The 22,858-nt window shown below is 69.5% G+C and carries 1 pseudogene; it reads right to left on the bottom strand.

Annotation, left to right across the window (positions count from 1 at the left end):
* Positions 1–25: 25 nt before the first annotated feature.
* Positions 26–22,678 (bottom strand): annotated as a pseudogene (locus tag BS75_RS31465) (non-ribosomal peptide synthase/polyketide synthase); the annotation flags it as partial.
* Positions 22,679–22,858: the final 180 nt, after the last annotated feature.

Below are 22,858 nucleotides of genomic sequence, written 5' to 3'. Positions count from 1 at the left end.
ACGCGGGCCTGGCCTTTTTCATAGAAGCAAGTCGTTCGGCCAGTGCGGCCACGGTCGGCGCCTCGAACAGGACCTGGATCGGCAGCTCCACCTTCAGCTGCGCGCGGACCCGGCTGACCAGGCGGGTCGCCAGCAGTGAATGCCCGCCCAGAGCGAAGAAGTCGTCGTCGACCCCGACCTTCGGTAGGCCGAGCACCTGGGCGAACACCTCGCAGAGGAGTTCCTCCTGCGGCGTCGACGGCGCCCGGTCGGAGACGGTCACCGTGACGTCGGGGGCCGGCAGGGCCTTCCGGTCCACCTTCCCGTTCGGCGTGACCGGGAGGACGTCCAGCAGCACCACCGCCGTCGGGACCATGTAGTCCGGCAGCGAGGCCGCGATGTGCCGCCTCAGCCGGTCGGCGGTGACCGGGCCCTCGGCCGAGGCGGGCGCGTCGGGTGAATCGGGTGAATCGGGTGAATCGGCCGAGGCCGGCGAGTCGGCCAGGACGGCGTAGGCCACCAGCCGCTTGTCGCCCGGACGGTCCTCACGGGCCAGGACGGTCGCGTGCGCGACTGCGGGATGCAGGCCCAGCACTGCCTCGACCTCGCCGAGTTCGATCCGGAACCCTCGGATCTTGACCTGGTCGTCGGCCCGGCCGACGAATTCCAGGGATCCGTCGGCAGTCCAGCGGGCCAGGTCCCCCGTGCGGTACATCCGCGACCCCATGGCCCCGAAGGGGTCGGCGACGAACCGTTGGGCGGTCAGGTCCGGCCGGTTGAGGTAGCCCCGCGCCAGCCCGGTCCCGGCTATGTAGAGCTCCCCCTCGGTGCCGGGCGGTACCGGAGACAGCGCCGCGTCCAGCACGTAGGTACGAGTGTTGTCCATCGGCCGACCGATCGGCAGCACCGTCGGGACCCCGTCTCCGTCGACCACCGGTACCTGGGTCGCGCACAGCGTCGTCTCGGTCGGACCGTAGGTGTTACGGACGACGATCCCGGGGCAGGCCTCCAGCAGTCGGCGGACGGCGGAGGCGGGCACGATGTCGCCGCCGGTGCTGACCTCCTCGACGCCGGCGAAGGCGGTCGGGTCGTCCTCGGCCAGGAGCCGGAAGAGTCCGGCGGTGAGGTGGATGTGGGTCAGTCCGTGCCGGGCCCGCAGTGCCCGGATGCCCGCAGCGTCGAGCCGGCCCTCCGGCGCCACCACGACCCGGCCGCCGACCGTCAGCGGGACCCACAGCTCGTAGACCGACGCGTCGAAGGCGTGCGGCGCCTGGAACAGCACGCGCTGCGGATCCGGCTCCCGCCAGCAGCGGTCCGAGACCAGGTCCACCACCCCGCGATGGGTGATGGCGATGCCCTTCGGCACGCCGGTGGAGCCGGAGGTGTACATCACATAGGCGCGCTGGTCCGGGTGGCTGGCCACGGCCAGGTTCTCCGCGCCGCCGGTCCCGGCCTCCGCGTCCACCAGCAGGACCTCCGCCCCGGCGGCGGCGACCGCACGGACGAACTCGTGCCCCCGGGTGGCGCCGTCCACCAGCAGCAGCGCAGCACCGGTGTCCTGGTAGACCACGCCCATCCGGCTGCCCGGCGCCCGGGAGTCGATGGGAACGTAGGCGCCACCGGCCTTCATCACCGCCAGCAGCGCGACGACCAGGTCCACGGAGCGCTGCATCAGCAGCGGGACCAACACATCCGGTCCTACGCCGCGCTGCACCAGCAGCCGCGCCAACCTGTTGGCCCGGGCGTTCAACTCCGCGTAGGTGAGCTCGATGCCGTCCTGGACCAGCGCGACCGCCTCCGGGGTCCGCGCGGCCTGGGCCTCGAACAGCTCCGGCAGGGTCCCGGCCGGGCTCTCGGCCGCCGTGTCGTTCCAGTCGGTCAGGATCGTCCGGTGCTGGTCCTCCGTGAGCACGCCGATCCGGTCCAGCGGCGTCTGTGGAGCCGTCTCCAATGCGCCGATCAGCCCCTCCATGCTGGTGTGCACCAGGGAGCAGACCAATACCGGATCGATCGGCGTGACCGCCTGGACGGTGATGTCGAGAGCCGTGCCGTCGTCGTCGATCGACATCGTCAGCGGATAGTTCGTCCGGTCCTGGCCGTGCTGGACCTCGATGCCGGCCAGGGCGGTTCCGGACGCATCGCCGGTTCCGGGCGCATCGTCGGTTCCTGTGCCCGGCTGGTTGTGGCGGTAGTTCAGGAGAGCGGTGAAGAGCGGGGCGGAGCCGCCGATGCCGCTCGCCTTCTGCGCGAGGGCGAGCGGGGCGTGCTCGTGCACCAGCAGCTCGGCGAGCTGCGCGCGCATGGCCCGCACCGCGTCCTCCACCGTCACCCCTGCGGTCGGCACGCGGGCCGGCAGGGTGTTGATGAACAGTCCCGGCACCCGGTCCGCACCACTGCCCGCATTCATCCGCCCGAAGAGCAGGGTGCCGAACACGGCGTCGTCGCGGTTGGACGTGGCGGCCACCACGCGCGCCCAGGCGACGTGGAACAGCGTCGCCGCACTCACGCCCTGCCGTCGCGCCTGCTCACGCACCCGGGCCACAAGCTCGACGTCGAGCGGACGCTTTGCCTCCACCACCTGCGCGGCCGTGCCGCGCACATCCAGCAGCCCGAACGGGGCGGTCGGCTCGCTGACGTCGCCGAGCAGGCCGGCGAAGTAGCGCTCGTGCTCCTCACGCGAGACACCGAGCCGCGCCTGAGCAACGAAGTCACGGAACGGCAGCGGCGTCGGCAGCTCAGCCGCGCGGCCTGTCAGCAGCGCGCGGATCTCCTGGAGCAGGATTTCCAGCGCCGTGTGGTCGGTGACCAGGTGGTGCCGCTGCAGCAGGAGCAGCCACCGATCGGACCCCGGCTCCGCCGCGATCCGCGCCCGCAGGAGAGGGGCGAGGGTCAGATCCATCGAGGCCGGGCAGGCGGCCAGCAGGCGAGCCACAGCATCGAGCCCCGAGCCGCCCGCGGCTGGGGACGTCTGAAGGTCGATCTCTTCGACGGGGAGGGTGGCCCGGCGGGCGACGACCTGGACCGGCTCCCGCAACCCGTGCCAGAACACACCCGTCCGCAGAATGTCATGCCGATCCACCACCAACTGCAACGCACCCAGGAACGCATCCAACCGCGCCCGGCCGTCGAACGTCAGCACCGTCGGCAACACATACACGTCCTGACCATCACCACCCTCCGCCATCAGATGATGGAAGAAGATCCCCTCCTGCAACGGCGCCAACGGATAGACGTCCGCGATATTGGCCGCGCCACCGGGGAAGGCCGCCGTGATCCCCGCCAGCTCCTCGACGGTCAGGTCCACCAGCGGCAGCATCTGCGGCACTATCGCAGCCGCACCGGCCGGGATGCCGTTCGCCGGGACCACCACACCCGCCGACACCGACGCCGCCGCCAACCCCGCCACCGTCGGCGAGGAGAACAACGCCCGCACACTCACCCCCACCCCACGAACCCGCAACCGCTCCACCAACGACACCGCCAGCAGCGAATGCCCACCCAGAGCGAAGAAATCGTCATCCACCCCCACCCGGGCAACGCCCAACACCTCCGCGAAAACCTCGCACAACACCTCCTCCCGCACCGACGACGGACCCCGATACACACCCCCCGCGTCCACCACCGGAACCGGCAACGCCCGACGGTCCAACTTCCCGTTCACCGTCAACGGCAACGCATCCAGGACCACGATCGCCGACGGCACCATGTACTCCGGCAACGAACCACCGACAGCCACACGCAACTCCACCGGGTCCAGATCGGTGCCGGCCTGTGCGACGGCGTAGCCGACCAGGCGCGGGTCACCCGGCACGTCCTCACGCAGGACCACCACCGCGTGTGCCACACCCGCGCAGCCCGCCAGCGCCGCCTCGACCTCACCCAGCTCGATCCGGTAGCCCCGCAGCTTCACCTGGTCGTCCGCCCGACCCAGGTACTCCAGGTTCCCGTCCGCCCGCCACCGCGCCACATCACCCGTCCGATACATCCGCGCCCCCGCCGCACCGAACGGATCCGCCACAAAACGCTCCGCCGACAACCCCGGACGACCCAGATACCCCCGCGCCAACTGCGCCCCCGCGAAGTACAACTCCCCCGCCACACCCACCGGCACCGGCCCCAACCCGGCATCCAGCACATACGCCCGCGTATTCCACATCGGCCGACCGATCGGCACCGAACCACCACCGAACTCCGCCACCCCACCCACCACGAAATCCGTACAACCCACCGTCACCTCGGTCGGCCCGTAATGGTTCACCACCTCCACCCCCGGATGCGCCGCACGCCACTGCCCCGCCTGCACCGCACCCAACGCCTCACCACCCACCATCATCCGACCGACCGGCGCACACTCCCCCGCCAACCCACCCATGAACGACAGATGACTCGGCGTCGCCTTCAGGAACGACAACCGCTCCCCACCCAACAACCCCGGCAACCCCTCATCCACCGCCCCCACAAACACCCGACCACCACACACCAACGCCCCGTACAACCCCGTCACACCCGCATCGAACGAAATCGACGCATGCAACAACGTGCTCCCACCCAACTCCGGATACACCACCACACACCGCGCCACATAGTTCACCAACCCCCCATGCGCCACCACCACACCCTTCGGCCGCCCCGTCGACCCCGACGTATAAATCACATACGCCGGATGGTCGGAACGCAGCACACCCCCGCGATCGGCAGAAGTCAGATCCTCCGCGCTGAAAGCCGAGAGCAGGTCGGTCACGCCCGCGTCATCGAGCAGCAGCGTCGGCCCCCCGACACACGGGGGTGTGTCAACCTCCACACACCCACTCGTCGTCAGCAGCAGCACCGGTTGAGCGTCGTCGAGCATGTAGGCGATGCGGTCGGCCGGGTAGTCCGGGTCGATCGGCACGTACGCACCACCGGCCTTCAACACCGCCAGCAACGCCACCACCAGATCGACCGAGCGCCCCATCAGCACCCCGACCAACGACTCCGGACCCACCCCCCGACCCACCAACAACCGCGCCAACCGATTCGCCCGCGCATTCAACTCCCCGTACGACAACGCCCCCACAACATCAACCACCGCCACCGCATCCGGCGTCCGCACCACCTGCGCCTCGAACAACTCCGGCAACGCCCCGGACGGCACCTCATGCGCCGTGTCGTTCCACTCACCGACAATCCGCGACCGCTCAATACTGTCCAGCACGTCAACCCGATCCACCGACCCCTCCGGCGCACCCACCACCGCACCCAGCACCCGCACGAACCGCTCAACAAGCAGCTCCACCGAACCCACATCGAACAGATCCCGGGCAAACGTCAGCGAGCCCTCCAACCCGGCCGGCGCGCCGCCGTCACCGACGGTCTCGGCCAACGTGAACGCCAGGTCGAACCGCGCCGCCAGGTCACCCGACGGCACCGCCTCCACCTGAAGGCCCGGCAGATCCAGCACCGCCCGGGCATTGTTCTGCAGGGTCAACATCACCTGAAACAGCGGGTGGCGAGACATCGAACGCGCCGGCGCCAGGTCCTCCACCAGACGCTCGAACGGCACGTCCTGATGCGCGAACGCACCCAGGTCGGCCTCGCGCACCCGACGCAACAGCTCCACGAACGACGGAGAGCCCGACACGTCCGTCCGCAGGACAAGGGTGTTGACGAAGAACCCGACCAGGTCGTCCAAGGCCTCGTCCGTGCGTCCCGCCACGGGCGAGCCGATCGGGATGTCCGTCCCCGCACCCAGACGCGACAGCAGCACCGCCAACGCGGCCTGCAACACCATGAACACCGTCACACCCTCAGCACGAGCCAAGCCGACCAACCGCTCGTGCAGCTCAGTCGAGACCGAGAAGCCGACCGTCCCACCCCGGTGGCTAGCCACCGCCGGACGCAACCGATCCACCGGAAGCACCAACTCCTCCGGCACACCCGCCAACACCCCACGCCAGTAAGCCAACTGCTCCGACAGAACACTCCCCGGATCAGCCGCATCACCCAACAACCCACGCTGCCACAGCGCATAATCCCCGTACTGCACCGGCAACGACGACCACCCCGGCACCGAACCCGCCGCACGCGCCGCATACGCAACCGACACATCCCGCGCCAACGGACCCAACGACCAACCATCACCCGCAATGTGATGCACCACTACCAGCAGGACGTGCTCCTCCGGTGCCGTCCGGAAGAGCCACGCCCGCAACGGCAGCTCCACCGCCAGGTCGAAGGCATGCCCGGACGCCGAGGCCACGAGCTCCGCAACGGCCGGTGCGTCCAGCCCCTGGGCATCCACTACCGACAGCAGCGGACCCACCTCGTCCAGGTCCAGCACGTGCTGGGACGGACTGCCGTCGACGGACTGGTAGACGGTACGCAGTACCTCGTGCCTACCGACCACGTCCCGGAGAGCCTGACTCAGTGCTTCGGAGTCCAGAGCACCTGACACTCGGAGCGCCAGGGGAATGTTGTAGACGGCGCTGGGACCCTCCAGCTCGCCTAGGAACCAGAGCCGCTGCTGCGCGAACGACACCGGCAGCGGCTCGGCGGTCGTCACCGCTCGGTCCCCGGTCACCAGCAGCGGCCGGACGCGACCACTGCCGTCCAGTCGCTCGGCCAGCGCGGCAACGGTCGGGGCCTCGAACAGCGCCCGGATCGGCAGCTCGACGCCCAGTACCGAGCGGATCCGACTCACCAGCCGCGTCGCCAGCAGTGAATGACCGCCCAGAGCAAAGAAGTTGTCGTCCAGTCCCACGGTGGAGACGCCGAGGACTCCGGCGAAAAGTGCTGCCAGCACCTCCTCCCGCGCGGTACGCGGAATCCGACCTGACGCCGTGGCTGCCTCCAGCGCCGGCACCGGCAGAGCACGGCGGTCGAGCTTCCCGTTCACCGTGAGCGGCAGTTCGTCCAGAACCACGATCGCCGACGGCACCATGTACTCCGGCAGCGAACGGGCGAGGGCCGCACGCAGAGCGGCCGCGTCGAGGGGCTCTCCCGTCGACGAATCCAGCACATACCCGACCAGGCGCTTGTCGCCCGGGACATCCTCCCGAACCACGGCCACCGCGTGGGAGACGCCAGGATACGCAGCAAGTGCGGCCTCCACCTCGCCCAGTTCGATCCGGAAACCTCGCAGCTTCACCTGGTCGTCGGCCCGACCGACGAACTCCACCTCACCATCCGCATTCCAACGCACCAGATCCCCGGTCCGGTACATCCGCGACCCCGCCCCACCGAACAGATCCGCCACAAAACGCTCCGCCGACAACCCCGGCCGACCCAAATACCCCCGAGCCACACCCGCACCAGCCACATACAACTCACCCACACCACCCACCGGCACCGGCCCCAACCCGGCATCCAGCACATACACCAACGTGTTGTCCAACGGACGACCGATCGGCAGCACACCACGACCGACATCCTTCGAGGGCAGGGCCGTGACCGTGTGGGCCATTGCGAAGGTCGTCGTCTCGGTCGGGCCGTAGACGTTGATCAGACGCAGGTCGGGACACGCCTCGCGGACCCGGGCGAACGCGGTCGGCGACGCCGCGTCGCCACCGGTCCACACCTCCTGCACGCCGGCGAAGCAGGCGGGATCCTCCTCGGCCAGCAGAACGAAGAGTCCGGAGGTCAGGAACATCCCGGTCACTCCGTGCTCGGACACCAGGCGGCCCATCACCGCCACGCTGAGCTCACCGGGAGGTGCCACCACCAGTCGGCCACCCGTCAGCAGTGGTACCCACAGCTCGAAGGTGGAGGCGTCGAAGGAGTGCGGCGAGTGCACCAGCACCCGATCCATCGCCCCACCCGCAAACCGACGATCCAACGCCAACGCAACCACATCACGCTGCGACACCGCCACACCCTTGGGCCGCCCCGTCGACCCCGACGTATACATCACATACGCCAACCGCTCCACACCCGCACCAGACACCACCAACGGCAACCCAGCACCATCCCCCTCCCCACCGGAATCCTCGCCCTCACCCTCGCCCACCACCACGACCGACAGACCCAAACCCTCCGCCTGCGACCGCAGCACACCATCCGTCAACACCACCCCCGCACCCGTCTCCGCCACAATCAACGCACGATGCGCCACCGGATACCGCACATCCAACGGCACATAGAAACCCCCCGCCCGCACCACCGCCAGCAGCGCCACCACCAACTCGACAGAACGCCCAACCAACACCGCCACACCAACCTCAGGACCCACCCCCAGCCCCACCAACCGCCGCGCCAACACCCCCACCCGCGCATCCAACTCCGCAAAACTCAGCTCAACATCCCCACACACCACCGCCACCGCATCAGGCACCCGCCCCACCTGCACCGCAAACAACTCCGCCAACCCCAACGCAGGCAACCCCACCACCGTGTCATTCCAACCACACAGCAGCACCTCACGCTCCACCACACCCAAAACATCCACCCGATCCACCAACCCGACCGGATCAGCAACCACACCCTCCAACACCCGCACAAACCGCTCCGCCAACCCATCAGCAGTCACGGCGTCGAACAGATCCAGGGCAAAGGTGAGGCTGCCGTCGAGTCCGGCCGGCGACCCGTCCGGGCCAAGGAGTTCGGTCAGGGTGACGGCCAGATCGAACTTGGCCGGCGCCTGCCCCGGCGAAAGGACGGTCGCTTCCAGCTCCGACAGGTCGAGTACCGCCTGGGTGTTGTTCTGCAGGCTCAGCATCACCTGGAACAGGGGGTGGCGGGACATGGAACGCGCCGGGGCAAGGTCCTCCACCAGACGCTCGAACGGCACATCCTGATGCGCGTACGCCCCCAGGTCGGCCTCGCGCACCCGACGCAACAGCTCCACGAACGACGGAGAGCCCGACACATCCGTCCGCAGGACGAGAGTGTTGACGAAGAACCCGACCAGGTCGTCCAACGCCTCATCCGTACGCCCCGCCACGGGCGAGCCGATCGGGATGTCCGTCCCCGCACCCAGACGCGACAGCAGCACCGCCAACGCGGCCTGCAACACCATGAACACCGTCACACCCTCAGCACGAGCCAAGCCGACCACACGCTCGTGCAGCTCAGTCGACACCGAGAAGCCGACCGTCCCACCCTGGTGGCTTGTCACCGCCGGACGCAGCCGGTCCACCGGAAGCGCCAACTCCTCCGGCAGATCCGCCAACACTCCATGCCAGTAAGCCAACTGCTCCGACAGGACACTCTCGGGGTCGCCCTCGTCGCCCAGCAGCACCCGCTGCCAGCCTGCGTAGTCCGCGTACTGCACCGACAACGGCGACCATTCCGGGGAGCGATTCTCAGCTCGGGCCTCGTACGCGGCCGACACGTCACGGGCCAGGGGCACCAATGACCATCCGTCACCGGCGATGTGATGCACCACCAGAAGCAGTACGTGCTCTGCTGCCGAGCGTCGGAAGAGCCAGGCGTGCAGCGGCACCTCGGAGCTGATGTCGAATGCATGCTCAGCCGCCCCGGCGACCGCCGCCTCGATCTTCTGGTCGTCGAACCCTTCCGCGTCGACGACCGACAGAAGCCGGCCAACCTCAGTCACGTCCAACAGACGCTGGTGCGGTTGTCCGTCGACGGCGGGGAAGACGGTGCGCAGGACCTCGTGCCGGCCCACGACGTCGAGCAGCGCCGCAGCCAGCGCGGACGTGTCCAGCGGTCCGGTCAACCCGAGAGTGAGCGGGATGTTGTAGAGGGAGTTCGCCCCCTCCAGCTCGCCCAGGAACCACAGCCGCTGCTGCGCGAACGACACCGGCGCCACCCCGGACACGGATCGCGGCAGCGCAGTCAGTGCCGGGCGCACACGGCCCGACCGCTCCAGGCTCCCCGCGAGCGCACCCACCGTCGGAGCCTCGAACAGCGCCCGGATCGACACCTCCACACCCAGCACCGAACGGATCCGACTCACCAACCGCGTCGCCAGCAGCGAATGACCGCCCAGAGCAAAGAAGTTGTCGTCCAACCCGACACGCGACACACCCAGCACCTCGGTAAACAGCGCCGCAAGCACCTCCTCCCGCGCCGAACGAGGCACCCGCACCAACGACACAACAACCTCCGGCTCGGGCAGAGCACGGCGGTCGAGCTTCCCGTTCACCGTGAGCGGCAGCGCCTCCAGGACCACGATCGCCGAAGGCACCATGTACTCCGGCAGCACCTCCGCCAGACGTCCACGCAGCACCGCCGTGTCCAGCGACGTTCCCGTGGCCGCGACGGCGTAGCCGACCAGGCGCGGATCACCCGCCACGTCCCCACGCACCACCACAGCAGCACCCGCAACCCCCGCGCACGCTGCCAACGCGGCCTGAACCTCACCCAGCTCGATCCGGAACCCACGCAACTTCACCTGGTCATCCGCACGACCCAGGTACTCCAGATTCCCGTCCCCACGCCACCGAACCACATCCCCGGTCCGATACATCCGCGACCCCGACACACCGAACGGATCCGCCACAAACCGCTCCGCCGACAACCCCGGACGCCCGAGGTAGCCGCGCGCCAACTGCACACCCGCCAAATACAGCTCGCCCGCGACACCCACCGGCACCGGCTGCAGCGCCGCATCCAGCACATACACCCGCGTGTTCCACACCGGCGCACCGATCGGCACCACCGACCCCGCCACATCACCCGCACACGACCACGCCGTCACATCCACCGACGCCTCCGTCGGCCCGTACAAATTGTGCAACGACACCCCCAGCACCCGCACACAACCGTCCCGCAAATCCCCCGACAACGCCTCACCACTGCAGAACACCAACCGCAACCCACCACAGTCGGCAGCAGCCCGCTCCGCCAAAAACACCCGCAGCATCGACGGAACGAAATGAGTGACCGTCACCCGCTCCCGCCGAATCAGATCAGCCAGATACGCCGGATCCCGATGACCACCCGGACGCGCCACCACCAACGCAGCACCCTCCAGCAACGGCCAGAAGAACTCCCACACCGACACATCAAAACCGAACGGCGTCTTCTGCAACACCCGATCCGACGCCACCAGACCATAAACACCCTGCATCCACGCCAAACGATTCACCACACCCGCATGCGCAACCACCACACCCTTCGGACGCCCCGTCGAACCCGACGTAAAAATCACATACGCCGGATGATCCGGAAGCAACAGGCCGTTACGCTCGTCGGCGGTGAGATCGGCTGCACCCAGCTCGCCCGTCTCTGCCAGTAGCGTGGGCTCGTCGACCAGCAGCCACGGCAGGTCCTCCGGCAGGTCAGCGAGCGCCTGGGCGCAGTGACACGTCGCCAGTAGTGCCGCCGGCCTGGCATCGCTCACCATCCCGGCGATGCGGGTGGTGGGGTAGTCGGGATCGACCGGCAGGTAGGCGCCGCCGGCCTTCATGACCGCCAGCAGCGCGACGACCATCTCCACCGACCGCTCCATCAGCACGGCAACCAGGGACTCCGGCCCCACCCCACGACGAACCAGCAACCGCGCCAGACGATTCGCCCGCGCATTCAACTGCGCATAACTGACCGAGACACCCTCGAAGACCACCGCCACCGCATCCGGCGTCCGCACCACCTGCGCCTCGAACAACTCCGGCAACGTCCCGGACGGCACCTCATGCACCGTGTCGTTCCACTCACCGACAATCCGCGACCGCTCAGCCGCACCCAGCACCTCGACCCGATCCACCGACCGCTCCGGCGCACCCACCACCGCACCCAGCACCCGCACGAACCGCTCAACCAACAGCTCCACCGAACCCACATCAAACAGATCCCGGGCAAACGTCAGCGAACCCTCCAACCCGGCCGGCGCGCCGCCGTCACCGACAACCTCGGCCAACGTGAACGCCAGATCGAACTTGGCCGGGGCCTCATCGGCCCGGAGCAGCACAGCATCCACGCCGGGCAGGTCAAGTGCTGCCTGGGCGTTGTTCTGCAGGGTCAGCATCACCTGGAACAGCGGGTGGCGGGACATGGAACGCGCCGGCGCCAGATCCTCCACCAGACGCTCGAACGGCACATCCTGATGCGCGAACGCACCCAGACCCACCTCCCGCACCCGACCCAGCAACTCCACGAACGACGGAGAACCCGACACATCCGTCCGCAGCACCAAGGTATTGACGAAGAACCCCACCAGGTCGTCCAACGCCTCGTCCGTGCGTCCCGCCACGGGCGAGCCGATCGGGATGTCCGTCCCCGCACCCAGACGCGACAGCAGCACCGCCAACGCGGCCTGCAACACCATGAACACCGTCACACCCTCAGCACGAGCCAACCCCACCAACCGCTCATGCAACTCAACCGGCACAGAGAACCCGACCGTCTCACCCCGGTGACTAGCCACCGCCGGACGCAACCGATCCACCGGAAGCACCAACTCCTCCGGCACACCCGCCAACACCCCACGCCAGTACGACAACTGCTCCGAGAGGAGACTTTCCGACGCGTCGGCCGCGCCCAGCAACTCCCGCTGCCAGCCTGCGTAGTCTGTGTACTGCACCGGCAACGGGGCCCACTCCGGAGCCGAGCCCGCTGTCCGTGCTGCGTACGCGGCCGACACGTCCCGTGCCAGCGGATTCATTGACCAGCCGTCACCCGCGATGTGATGCACCACCACCAGCAGGACGTGCTCCTCCGGTGCCATCCGGAAGAGCCACGCCCGCAACGGCAGCTCCACCGCCAGGTCGAAGGCATGCCCGGACGCCGAGGCCACGAGATCCGCAACGGCCGATGCGTCCAGCCCTTCGGCGTCGATCACCGACAGCAGCGGTCCTACCGTGTCCATGGACAGAATCTGCTGGTGCGGTTGTCCGTCGACGGCGGGGAAGACGGTGCGCAGGACCTCGTGCCGGCCCACGACGTCGAGCAGCGCTGCAGCCAGCGCGGACGTGTCCAGCGGCCCGGTCAACCCGAGAGTGAGCGGGATGTTGTAGAGGGAGTTCGCCCCCTCCAACTCGCCCAGGAACCACAGCCGCTGCTGCGCGAACGACACCGGCACCACCCCGGACACGGATCGCGGCAGCGCAGTCAGTGCCGGGCGCACACGGCCCGACCGCTCCAGGCTCCCCGCGAGCGCACCCACCGTCGGAGCCTCGAACAGCGCCCGGATCGACACCTCCACACCCAGCACCGAACGGATCCGACTCACCAACCGCGTCGCCAGCAGCGAATGACCGCCCAGAGCAAAGAAGTTGTCGTCCAACCCGACACGCGACACACCCAGCACCTCGGCAAACAGCGCCGCAAGCACCTCCTCCCGCGCCGAACGAGGCACCCGCGCCAACGACAGCACAACCTCCGGCTCGGGCAGAGCACGGCGGTCGAGCTTCCCGTTCACCGTGAGCGGCAGCTCGTCCAGGACCACGATCGCCGACGGCACCATGTACTCCGGCAGTGAACGGGCGACAGTCGCCCGCAGTTCGGCCGGATCCAACGATGCAGCTGCCCCGGTCGCGACGGCGTAGCCGACCAGGCGCGGATCACCCGCCACGTCCTCACGCACCACCACAGCAGCGCCCGCAACCCCCGCGCACGCTGCCAGCGCGGCCTGAACCTCACCCAGCTCGATCCGGAACCCACGCAACTTCACCTGGTCATCCGCACGACCCAGGTACTCCAGGTTCCCGTCCCCACGCCACCGAACCACATCCCCGGTCCGATACATCCGCGACCCCGACACACCGAACGGATCCGCCACAAACCGCTCCGCCGACAACCCAGGACGCCCCAGATACCCCCGCGCCAACTGCACACCCGCCAAATACAGCTCACCCGCGACACCCACCGGCACCGGCTGCAGCGCCGCATCCAGCACATACACCCGCGTGTTCCACACCGGCGCACCGATCGGCACCACCGACCCCGCCACATCACCCGCACACGACCACGCCGTCACATCCACCGACGCCTCCGTCGGCCCGTACAAATTGTGCAACGACACCCCCAGCACCCGCACACAACCGTCCCGCAAATCCCCCGACAACGCCTCACCACTGCAGAACACCAACCGCAACCCACCACAGTCGGCAGCAGCCCGCTCCGCCAGGAACACCCGCAGCATCGACGGAACGAAATGAGTGACCGTCACCCGCTCCCGCCGAATCAGATCAGCCAGATACGCCGGATCCCGATGACCACCCGGACGCGCCACCACCAACGCAGCACCCTCCAACAACGGCCAGAAGAACTCCCACACCGACACATCAAAACCGAACGGCGTCTTCTGCAACACCCGATCCGACGCCACCAGACCATAAACACCCTGCATCCACGCCAACCGATTCACCACACCCGCATGCGCAACCACCACACCCTTCGGACGCCCCGTCGAACCCGACGTAAAAATCACATACGCCGGATGTTCCGGAAGCAACAGGCCGTTACGCTCGTCGGTGGTGAGATCGGCTGCACTCGCCGCAGGCTCCGTGTCAACGGCATCGACCATCAGCAGACGGAAGTCGAGGGTCTCCCCGAGTCGACTCGCGCACTCCGCTGTCGACAGGACGATCACCGGCTGCGCCTCGGTCAGTACCTGGGCGATGCGGGTGGCCGGGTAGTCGGGATCGACCGGCAGGTAGGCGGCACCCGCCTTGAGTACCGCCAGCAGCGCGACGACCATCTCCACCGACCGCTCCATCAGCACGGCAACCAGGAACTCCGGCCCCACCCCACGACGAACCAGCAACCGCGCCAGACGATTCGCCCGCGCATTCAACTCCGCATAACTGACCGAGACACCCTCGAAAACCACCGCCACCGCATCCGGCGTCCGCACCACCTGCGCCTCGAACAACTCCGGCAACGTCCCGGACGGCACCTCATGCACCGTGTCGTTCCACTCACCGACAATCCGCGACCGCTCAGCCGCACCCAGCACCTCGACCCGATCCACCGACCGCTCCGGCGCACCCACCACCGCACCCAGCACCCGCACGAACCGCTCAACCAACAGCTCCACCGAACCCACATCAAACAGATCCCGGGCAAACGTCAGCGAACCCTCCAACCCGGCCGGCACACCACCATCACCGACAACCTCGGCCAACGTGAACGCCAGATCGAACCGCGCCGCCAGGTCACCCGAGGGCAACACGTTCACATCGAGACCCGGCAGGTCCAGCACCGCCCGAGCATTGTTCTGCAGGGTCAACATCACCTGGAACAGCGGGTGGCGGGACATGGAACGCGCCGGCGCCAGATCCTCCACCAGACGCTCGAACGGCACATCCTGATGCGCGAACGCACCCAGACCCACCTCCCGCACCCGACCCAGCAACTCCACGAACGACGGAGAACCCGACACATCCGTCCGCAGAACGAGGGTATTGACGAAGAACCCGACCAGATCGTCCAACGCCTCATCCGTGCGCCCCGCCACCGGCGAGCCGATCGGAATGTCCGTCCCCGCACCCAGACGCGACAGCAGCACCGCCAACGCGGCCTGCAACACCATGAACACCGTCACACCCTCAGCACGAGCCAACCCCACCAACCGCTCATGCAACCCAGCCGGCACCGAGAAACCGACCGTCCCACCCCGGTGACTTGCCACCGCCGGACGCAACCGATCCACCGGAAGCACCAACTCCTCCGGCACACCCGCCAACACCCCACGCCAGTAACCCAACTGCTCCGACAGCAGACTCCCCGGATCAGCCGCATCACCCAACAACCCACGCTGCCACAGCGCATAATCCCCGTACTGCACCGGCAACGACGACCACTCCGGCGAGCGGTCTACCCGTCGAGCTTCGTACGCTGCCGACACGTCCCGTGCCAGCGGATTCATCGACCAACCATCACCCGCGATGTGATGCACCACCAGCACGAGCACGTGCCGCTGGTGGCCTTCTTCGAACAGCCATGCCCGCATGGGCACTTCGTCACTCAGGTCGAAGATGTACCCCGCTGCTCCGGCCACCGCCCCCGCGACGGCCTCGGGCCCCTCGTCTGCCAGGTCCACGACGGTCAACAGCGAGCCGATCGATGCCGCATCCTGAACCACCTGGACCGGCTGGCCATCGACGGCCGTGAACACCGTCCGCAGCACCTCGTGCCGACCCACCACATCGACCAGAGCCGCGCTCAGGGCCGCCACGTCAAGCGCGCCGTCCAGCCGCAGGACCAAGGGCAGGTTGTAGGTCGCGCTGGGGCCCTCCAGCTCACCCAGGAACCAGAGCCGCTGCTGCGCGAACGACAGCAGCTCTGGTTCCGAGGGCGACGGCCGACGCGAGGCCGCGACCAGCGCCGGGCGCGTCCGCACCGAGCCGTCCAATCGGACGGCAAGTGCGGCGACCGTGGGAGCTTCGAACAGCGCCCGGATCGGCACCTCCACACCCAGCACCGTGCGGAGCCGGCCGATGAGCCGCGTCGCGAGCAGCGAATGGCCACCCAGAGCGAAGAAGTTGTCGTCGACGCCGACCGTGGGCAGGCCCAGCACCTGTGCGAACGCCTCGCAAAGCAGCTCTTCCCGGAGCGACGCCGGACCACGGAGCGCGGGCGCGACGGTGAACTCGGGCTCGGGCAGAGCACGGCGGTCGAGCTTCCCGTTCACCGTGAGCGGCAGCGCCTCCAGGACCACGATCGCCGACGGCACCATGTACTCCGGCAGCACCTCCGCCAGACGTCCACGCAGCACCGCCGTGTCCAGCGACGTTCCCGTGGCCGCGACGGCGTAGCCGACCAGGCGCGGATCACCCGCCACGTCCTCACGCACCACCACAGCAGCACCCGCAACCCCCGCGCACGCTGCCAGCGCGGCCTGAACCTCACCCAGCTCGATCCGGAACCCACGCAACTTCACCTGGTCATCCGCACGACCCAGGTACTCCAGATTCCCGTCCCCACGCCACCGAACCACATCCCCGGTCCGATACATCCGCGACCCCGACACACCGAACGGATCCGCCACAAACCGCTCCGCCGACAACCCAGGACGCCCCAGATACCCCCGCGCCAACTGCACACCCGCCAAATACAGCTCACCCGCGACACCCACCGGCACCGGCTGCAGCGCCGCATCCAGCACATACACCCGCGTGTTCCACACCGGCGCACCGATCGGCACCACCGACCCCGCCACATCACCCGCACACGACCACGCCGTCACATCCACCGACGCCTCCGTCGGCCCGTACAAATTGTGCAACGACACCCCCAGCACCCGCACACAACCGTCCCGCAAATCCCCCGACAACGCCTCACCACTGCAGAACACCAACCGCAACCCACCACAGTCGGCAGCAGCCCGCTCCGCCAGGAACACCCGCAGCATCGACGGAACGAAGTGAGTGACGGAGACCTTCTCCCGCCGAATCAGATCAGCCAGATACGCCGGATCCCGATGACCACCCGGACGCGCCACCACCAACGCGGCACCCTCCAGCAACGGCCAGAAGAACTCCCACACCGACACATCAAAACCGAACGGCGTCTTCTGCAACACCCGATCCGACGCCACCAGACCATAAACACCCTGCATCCACGCCAAACGATTCACCACACCCGCATGCGCAACCACCACACCCTTCGGACGCCCCGTCGAACCCGACGTGAAAATCACATACGCCGGATGCGACGACAACAGGGCTCCACGCCGCTCCCCATCCCCCAGATCCGCCACCCCCAGCTCGGCGACCGAAGCGGCGACGGTCGGGGCGTCCAGCGCCAGGACCGGAACGCCGGCGACGGTCTCGGCGCCGTCCACGCAGGCGAGCGTCGAGAGCAGCACGGTCGGCTGCGCCTCGGTCAGCACCTGGGCGATGCGGGTGGCCGGGTAGTCGGGATCGACCGGCAGGTAGGCGGCACCCGCCTTGAGTACCGCCAGCAGCGACACGACCAGTTCGACGGAGCGCTCCATCAGTACCGCCACCAGCGACTCCGGCCCCGCTCCCTGCGTCACCAGCAGCCGGGCCAGCCTGTTCGCCCGGGCGTTCAGCTGGCGGTAGGTCAGCTCGACGCCGTCGAGGACCACCGCCACCGCATCCGGCGTCCGCACCACCTGCGCCTCGAACAACTCCGGCAACGTCCCGGACGGCACCTCATGCGCCGTGTCGTTCCACTCACCGACGATCCGCGACCGCTCAGCACCGTCCAGTACGTCCAGCCGGGCGAGCGGCGTCTGCGGGGCCGACTCCAGGGCGGTGACCAAGCCGGCCAGGGTGTTCTGCAACAGCGCACAGACCTGCCGTGGGTCGACCGGTGTGGCGGTGTGGGCGGTCACGACGAAGCCCGCGCCGGTGTCGTCGACGGAGACGGTGAGCGGGTAGTAGCTGCGCTCTTCTGCGTGGAGCACCTCGGTGCCCGGGAGGCCGACGTCGGGGGTGACGCCGCCGCCGGGGGTGTGCCGGAAGTTGAGCAGCGAGGTGAACAGCGGCGTCTGCGGCGGCAGGCCGCCGGCCCGCTGGGCCAGGGCCAGCGGGGCGTGCTCGTGTGCCAGCAGACGGGTGAGCTGGCCCTGCATGTCCCGGACCGCGTCCAGCGCCCCGACTCCGGTGGTGCCGACCCGTACCGGGAGGGTGTTGATGAACAGGCCGAGGGCACGGTCCGCGCTGGCTCCGGCCTGCATCCGGCCGAACAGGACGGTGCCGAAGACCACGTCCTCACGGTTGGCGGTGGCGGCCACGACCCGTGCCCAGGCGGTGTGGAAGAGGGTGGCCGCGCTGACGCCGTGGCGGCGGGCCTGTGCCCGGACGCGCTCCGCCAGCCGGTCGTCGACCGAGAGCTTCGCCTCGGCGGGGGCCGAGCTTCCGGCGTGGATGTCGACCAGGCCGAAGGGGGCCGTCGGTTCGTCGATGCCGGCCAGCAGTTCGGCGAAGTACTTCTCGTCCTGCCCGTCCTGGGAGCGGCTCCGGGCCCGGGCCACGAAGTCGCGGAACGGGAGCGGTGCCGGCAGCTGGTCCGCGTCTCCGTTCAGCAGGGCGCGGATCTCGTCGAGCACGACCTCCATCGTGGTGTGGTCGCGGACCAGGTCGTGGAACTGGAGCAGTAGCAGAGCCAGGCCGGTCTCCGGCTCGATGGCCGTGCAGGCACGGACCAGCGGCGCCTGCTGGATGTCCATGGGGGTGTCGCAGTGCGCCTTCAGCGCGGCGACGGCGGCCGGGCCGGAGACGCCGGGTTCGAGGGCGAGCTCCCGCACCGGCAGCGGGGCGTGGCGCAGCACCACCTGGACGGGTTCGCGCAGCCCTTCCCACATCACGGCGGTGCGGAGCACGTCGTGGCGGTCGACCACGGTCTGCAGCGCGGTGAGGAAGGAGTGGAGCCGTTCCTCGGTGTCGAAGCCGAGTACGGCGGGGACGACGTAGGCTTCGCCGCCCTCGGCGCGCCGCATCAGGTGGTGGAAGAAGATGCCCTCCTGGAGCGGCGCCAGGGGATAGATGTCGGCGATTCCGGCGGCGCCGCCGGGGACTGCGGCGACGATCCGCTCGATCTCGGCCGGGGTGAGGTCGACCAGGGGCAGCAGGTCGGGGGTGAGCGCGGTCGCGTCGGCGGGGATGCGGTTGGGCGGGACCGGCGTCTCCCGGAGCCCGGCCGCGCCTGCCGCGCCAGTGTGCTCGGTGGGGTCGGTGAGTTCGGCGAGCTCGGCGACGGTCGGCGCGGCGAAGAGCATGCGGACGTCGATCGCCACGCTCTGGCTCCGGAGCCGTTCGACCAGGGCCATGGCCAGCAGCGAGTGACCGCCGAGTTCGAAGAAGGAGTCGTCGGCCCCGACCTCGGGCAGGCCGAGCACCTCGGCGAAGGCCGCGCAGAGCAGTTCCTCGTGAGCGGTGGCAGGGCGGCGGCCGGTGGCGGCGGCGAAGTCGGGGGCGGGCAGGGCACGGCGGTCGAGCTTTCCGCCGGCGGTCAGCGGGAGGGCCGACAGCACGACCACGGCGGCGGGCACCATGTGCGCGGGCAGGCGCTCGGCCAGCGCTGACCTGACGGCGGCGGGCAGTTCGTCGGTGTCGGTGGCGGCTCCCACGGCGGGGACGACGTAGCCGACCAGGCGTCCGCCGCCGGCGGACGGGGCCGCGCCGTCGCGCTGGGGCTCCGGCTGGACCAGGACGGCGGCCTGGGCGACGTCGGGCAGCGCCGCCAGGGCGGATTCGACCTCGCCCAGCTCGATCCGGTAGCCACGGATCTTGACCTGGTCGTCGGCGCGGCCCAGGAACTCGATCTCCCCGTCCCGGTTGCGGCGGACGACGTCGCCGGTGCGGTACATCCGGGTCCCGGCGCCGCCGAAGGGGTCGGCGACGAACCGGGCGGCGGTCAGGCCGGGCCGGTCGAGGTAGCCCCGGGCCAACTGGGCTCCGGCGACGTAGAGTTCGCCGACCGTGCCGACGGGGACCGGGCGCAGCGCCGGGTCCAGCACCCGGAGGGCGGTGTTCCACATCGGTCGGCCGATCGGGACGATGCCGTCGCCGCCCTCGTCGGCGGCGACCGTCAGGTGGTCGGCACAGCCGACGGTGGTCTCGGTGGGTCCGTAGTGGTTCACCATCGGCACGTTCGGGTGGCGCCGCCGCCAGGTCTGCAGCTGGGCGGCGTTGAGTGCCTCGCCGCCGACCATCATCCGGCCGGTGGGGGCGCACTCGTCGGGCAGCGCGTCCAGCAGTGCGAGGTGGGACGGCGTGGCCTTGAGGAAGGTCAGCCGCTGGTCGCCGAGCAGCCGGGGCAGGTCCTCGTCCAGGGCCGCCAGGTACACCCGGCCGCCGTGGGTGAGCGCGCCGTAGAGCGCGGTCACCCCGGCGTCGAAGGAGACCGAGGCGTGCATCAGGGTGCTGCCGGCGACCTCGGGGTAGGCCTCGCCGACCCGGGTCAGGTAGTTGGTCAGGCCCTGGTGCGGGACGACCACGCCCTTGGGGCGTCCGGTGGAGCCGGAGGTGTAGATCACGTAGGCGGGGTGCTGCGGCAGCAGCGGCGCGGTGCGCTCCGTGTCCCGGAGGTCGGTGGCCGGTTCCAGCGCGAGCGCGGCCAGGGTCTCCGGGGCGTCCAGGAGCAGGCTCGGCGGCAGTTCGCCCCCGGGTAGGTCGAGGGTCGCCTCCCGGCTGCCGAGGAGCAGTGCGGGCCGGGAGTCCTGCAGCAGGTGGCCGATCCGCTCGGCCGGATTGGCGAGGTCCACCGGCACATACGCGCCGCCGGCCTTCAGCACGCCGAGCAGGGCCACGATCAGGTCGACGGAGCGCGGCAGGGCGACGGCGACCAGCGACTCCGGGCCGATGCCGCGCCGGACCAGCAGGTGGGCCAGCCGGTTCGCCCGGGCGTCCAGCTCGGCGTAGCCGATTCCGGCCTCCGCCTCGGAGACCAGCGCGGTCGCGTCGGGGGTGCGTGCCACCTGGGCGGCGAACAGCTCCGGCAGGGTGCGGGCGGCGATCGGACGGACTGCGCCCTCGGCCTCGGCCAGGGCCCGGCGGCGCTCCTCCGGGGTGAGGAGGTCGATCCGGGCGACCGGACGACGGGGGTCGCGGTTCTCCGCGTCCGGCGAGGCCAGGGTCTCCAGCAGCCGGGCGAAGCGCCCGGCGTGGCCGGCGGTCGCGTCCTCGTCGTAGAGCGCCGGGTTGGCGTCGACGGCCAGGTGCAGGCCGGCCCCGTCCTGGCGGTCGTAGAGCGCGAAGGACAGGTCGTCGACGGAGCCGTTGGAGAGGTTGTGGTTGGTGCAGCGGTGGCCGGCGAAGCGCAGGTCGTAGTCGAAGGCCATCACATTGACCGTGGTTCCGAAGAGTCGGGCGCCACCGGTCCGGACGAGGTTCAGGTCGCGTTGCAGGTCCTCGTAGCGGTAGCGCTGGTGCCGCAGCGCCTGCCGCATGGTCGCACTGGTCTGCCGGGTCAGCTCCGCCAGGCCGGATTCCGGACGCACTGTCAGCCGGATCGGCAGGACGTTGGCGGCCATGCCCGGGGTGGCGCGCAGGAGCCGGGTGGTGCGGGCGGTGACCGGCATGCCCAGGACGATGTCCTCGGCGCCGGTCAGCCCGTGGGTGTAGAGCGCGGTCGCGGCCATGACCAGGACCGGCAGGCTGGTCCCCAGCCGTCGGGCGGCGGCACGGAGCCGCGCTGCGGCCTCGGCGTCCAGGTCGACCGTGCGGCGGAGGCAGTCGGCCGCGGGCGCGGCGGACCGGCCGGCCAGGCCGGTCGCCTCGGGCCGGTCGGCGAAGCGCTCGCCCCAGTAGCGGCGGTCCTCGGCGCACTGCTCGGAGGCACGGTAGGCCGCGTCCGCCTCGACCAGGTTCCGGAAGGACGGCAACGGCCGGCCGGTGCTCCGGCCCTCGACCAGCGCGCTGTAGACCTCGGCGACCCGTGCGGCCACCAGCGAACCGCTGTAGCCGTCGATCGCGAGGTGGTGGGCGCGCTGGTAGTAGAAGAGCCGGTCGGGTCCGGCCGGGAGGAAGGCGACGGTGAAGAGCTGGTCCCGGTCCAGGTCCAGCGGACGGGCGAGGTCCGCGTCGGTCCAGGCGCGGACGGCCTGCCAGGGGTCGGGCTCAGCGCCGACGTCGACCAGGTGCACCGTCCAGTCGGGCAGCGGTCCGACGGTCTGCCGCACCTCGGCGCCGACCTGGTCGAAGCGCAGCCTGAGCGTCTCCGCCTCGGCGACCGACTGCCGCACCGCCTGCTCCAGCAGCGTCAGGTCCACCGGCCCGTGGATCTCGAGGCATTCGGCGATCTGGTAGGCCGGGTTCGCGGGATCGAGCTGCTGTGCGAACCACATTCCGGACTGTCCGGCCGTCAGCGGCCAGGTGGCGGTGGCGGTCTGGGTGTCCGTCATCTTCGTGCTCCGGTTCGTCGACCCGTGGACGCGGCGGTTCGGCGGGGTCGACGGATCGACCCCGCCCGCTCACGGTCCGAGGGATACCTGCTGGGTTGCGATGCGACAGATCGAAGATCATGTCTTCGGGCCACGCTGCCCGAGGCAAAGCCATAGCCGAGGGCCCAGGGGTGAACGGAGCCC

Origin of the sequence: Streptacidiphilus albus JL83, assembly GCF_000744705.1 — a bacterium.
Lineage (GTDB): Bacteria > Actinomycetota > Actinomycetes > Streptomycetales > Streptomycetaceae > Streptacidiphilus > Streptacidiphilus albus.
This window is presented reverse-complemented; position numbering and strand designations above follow the sequence as displayed.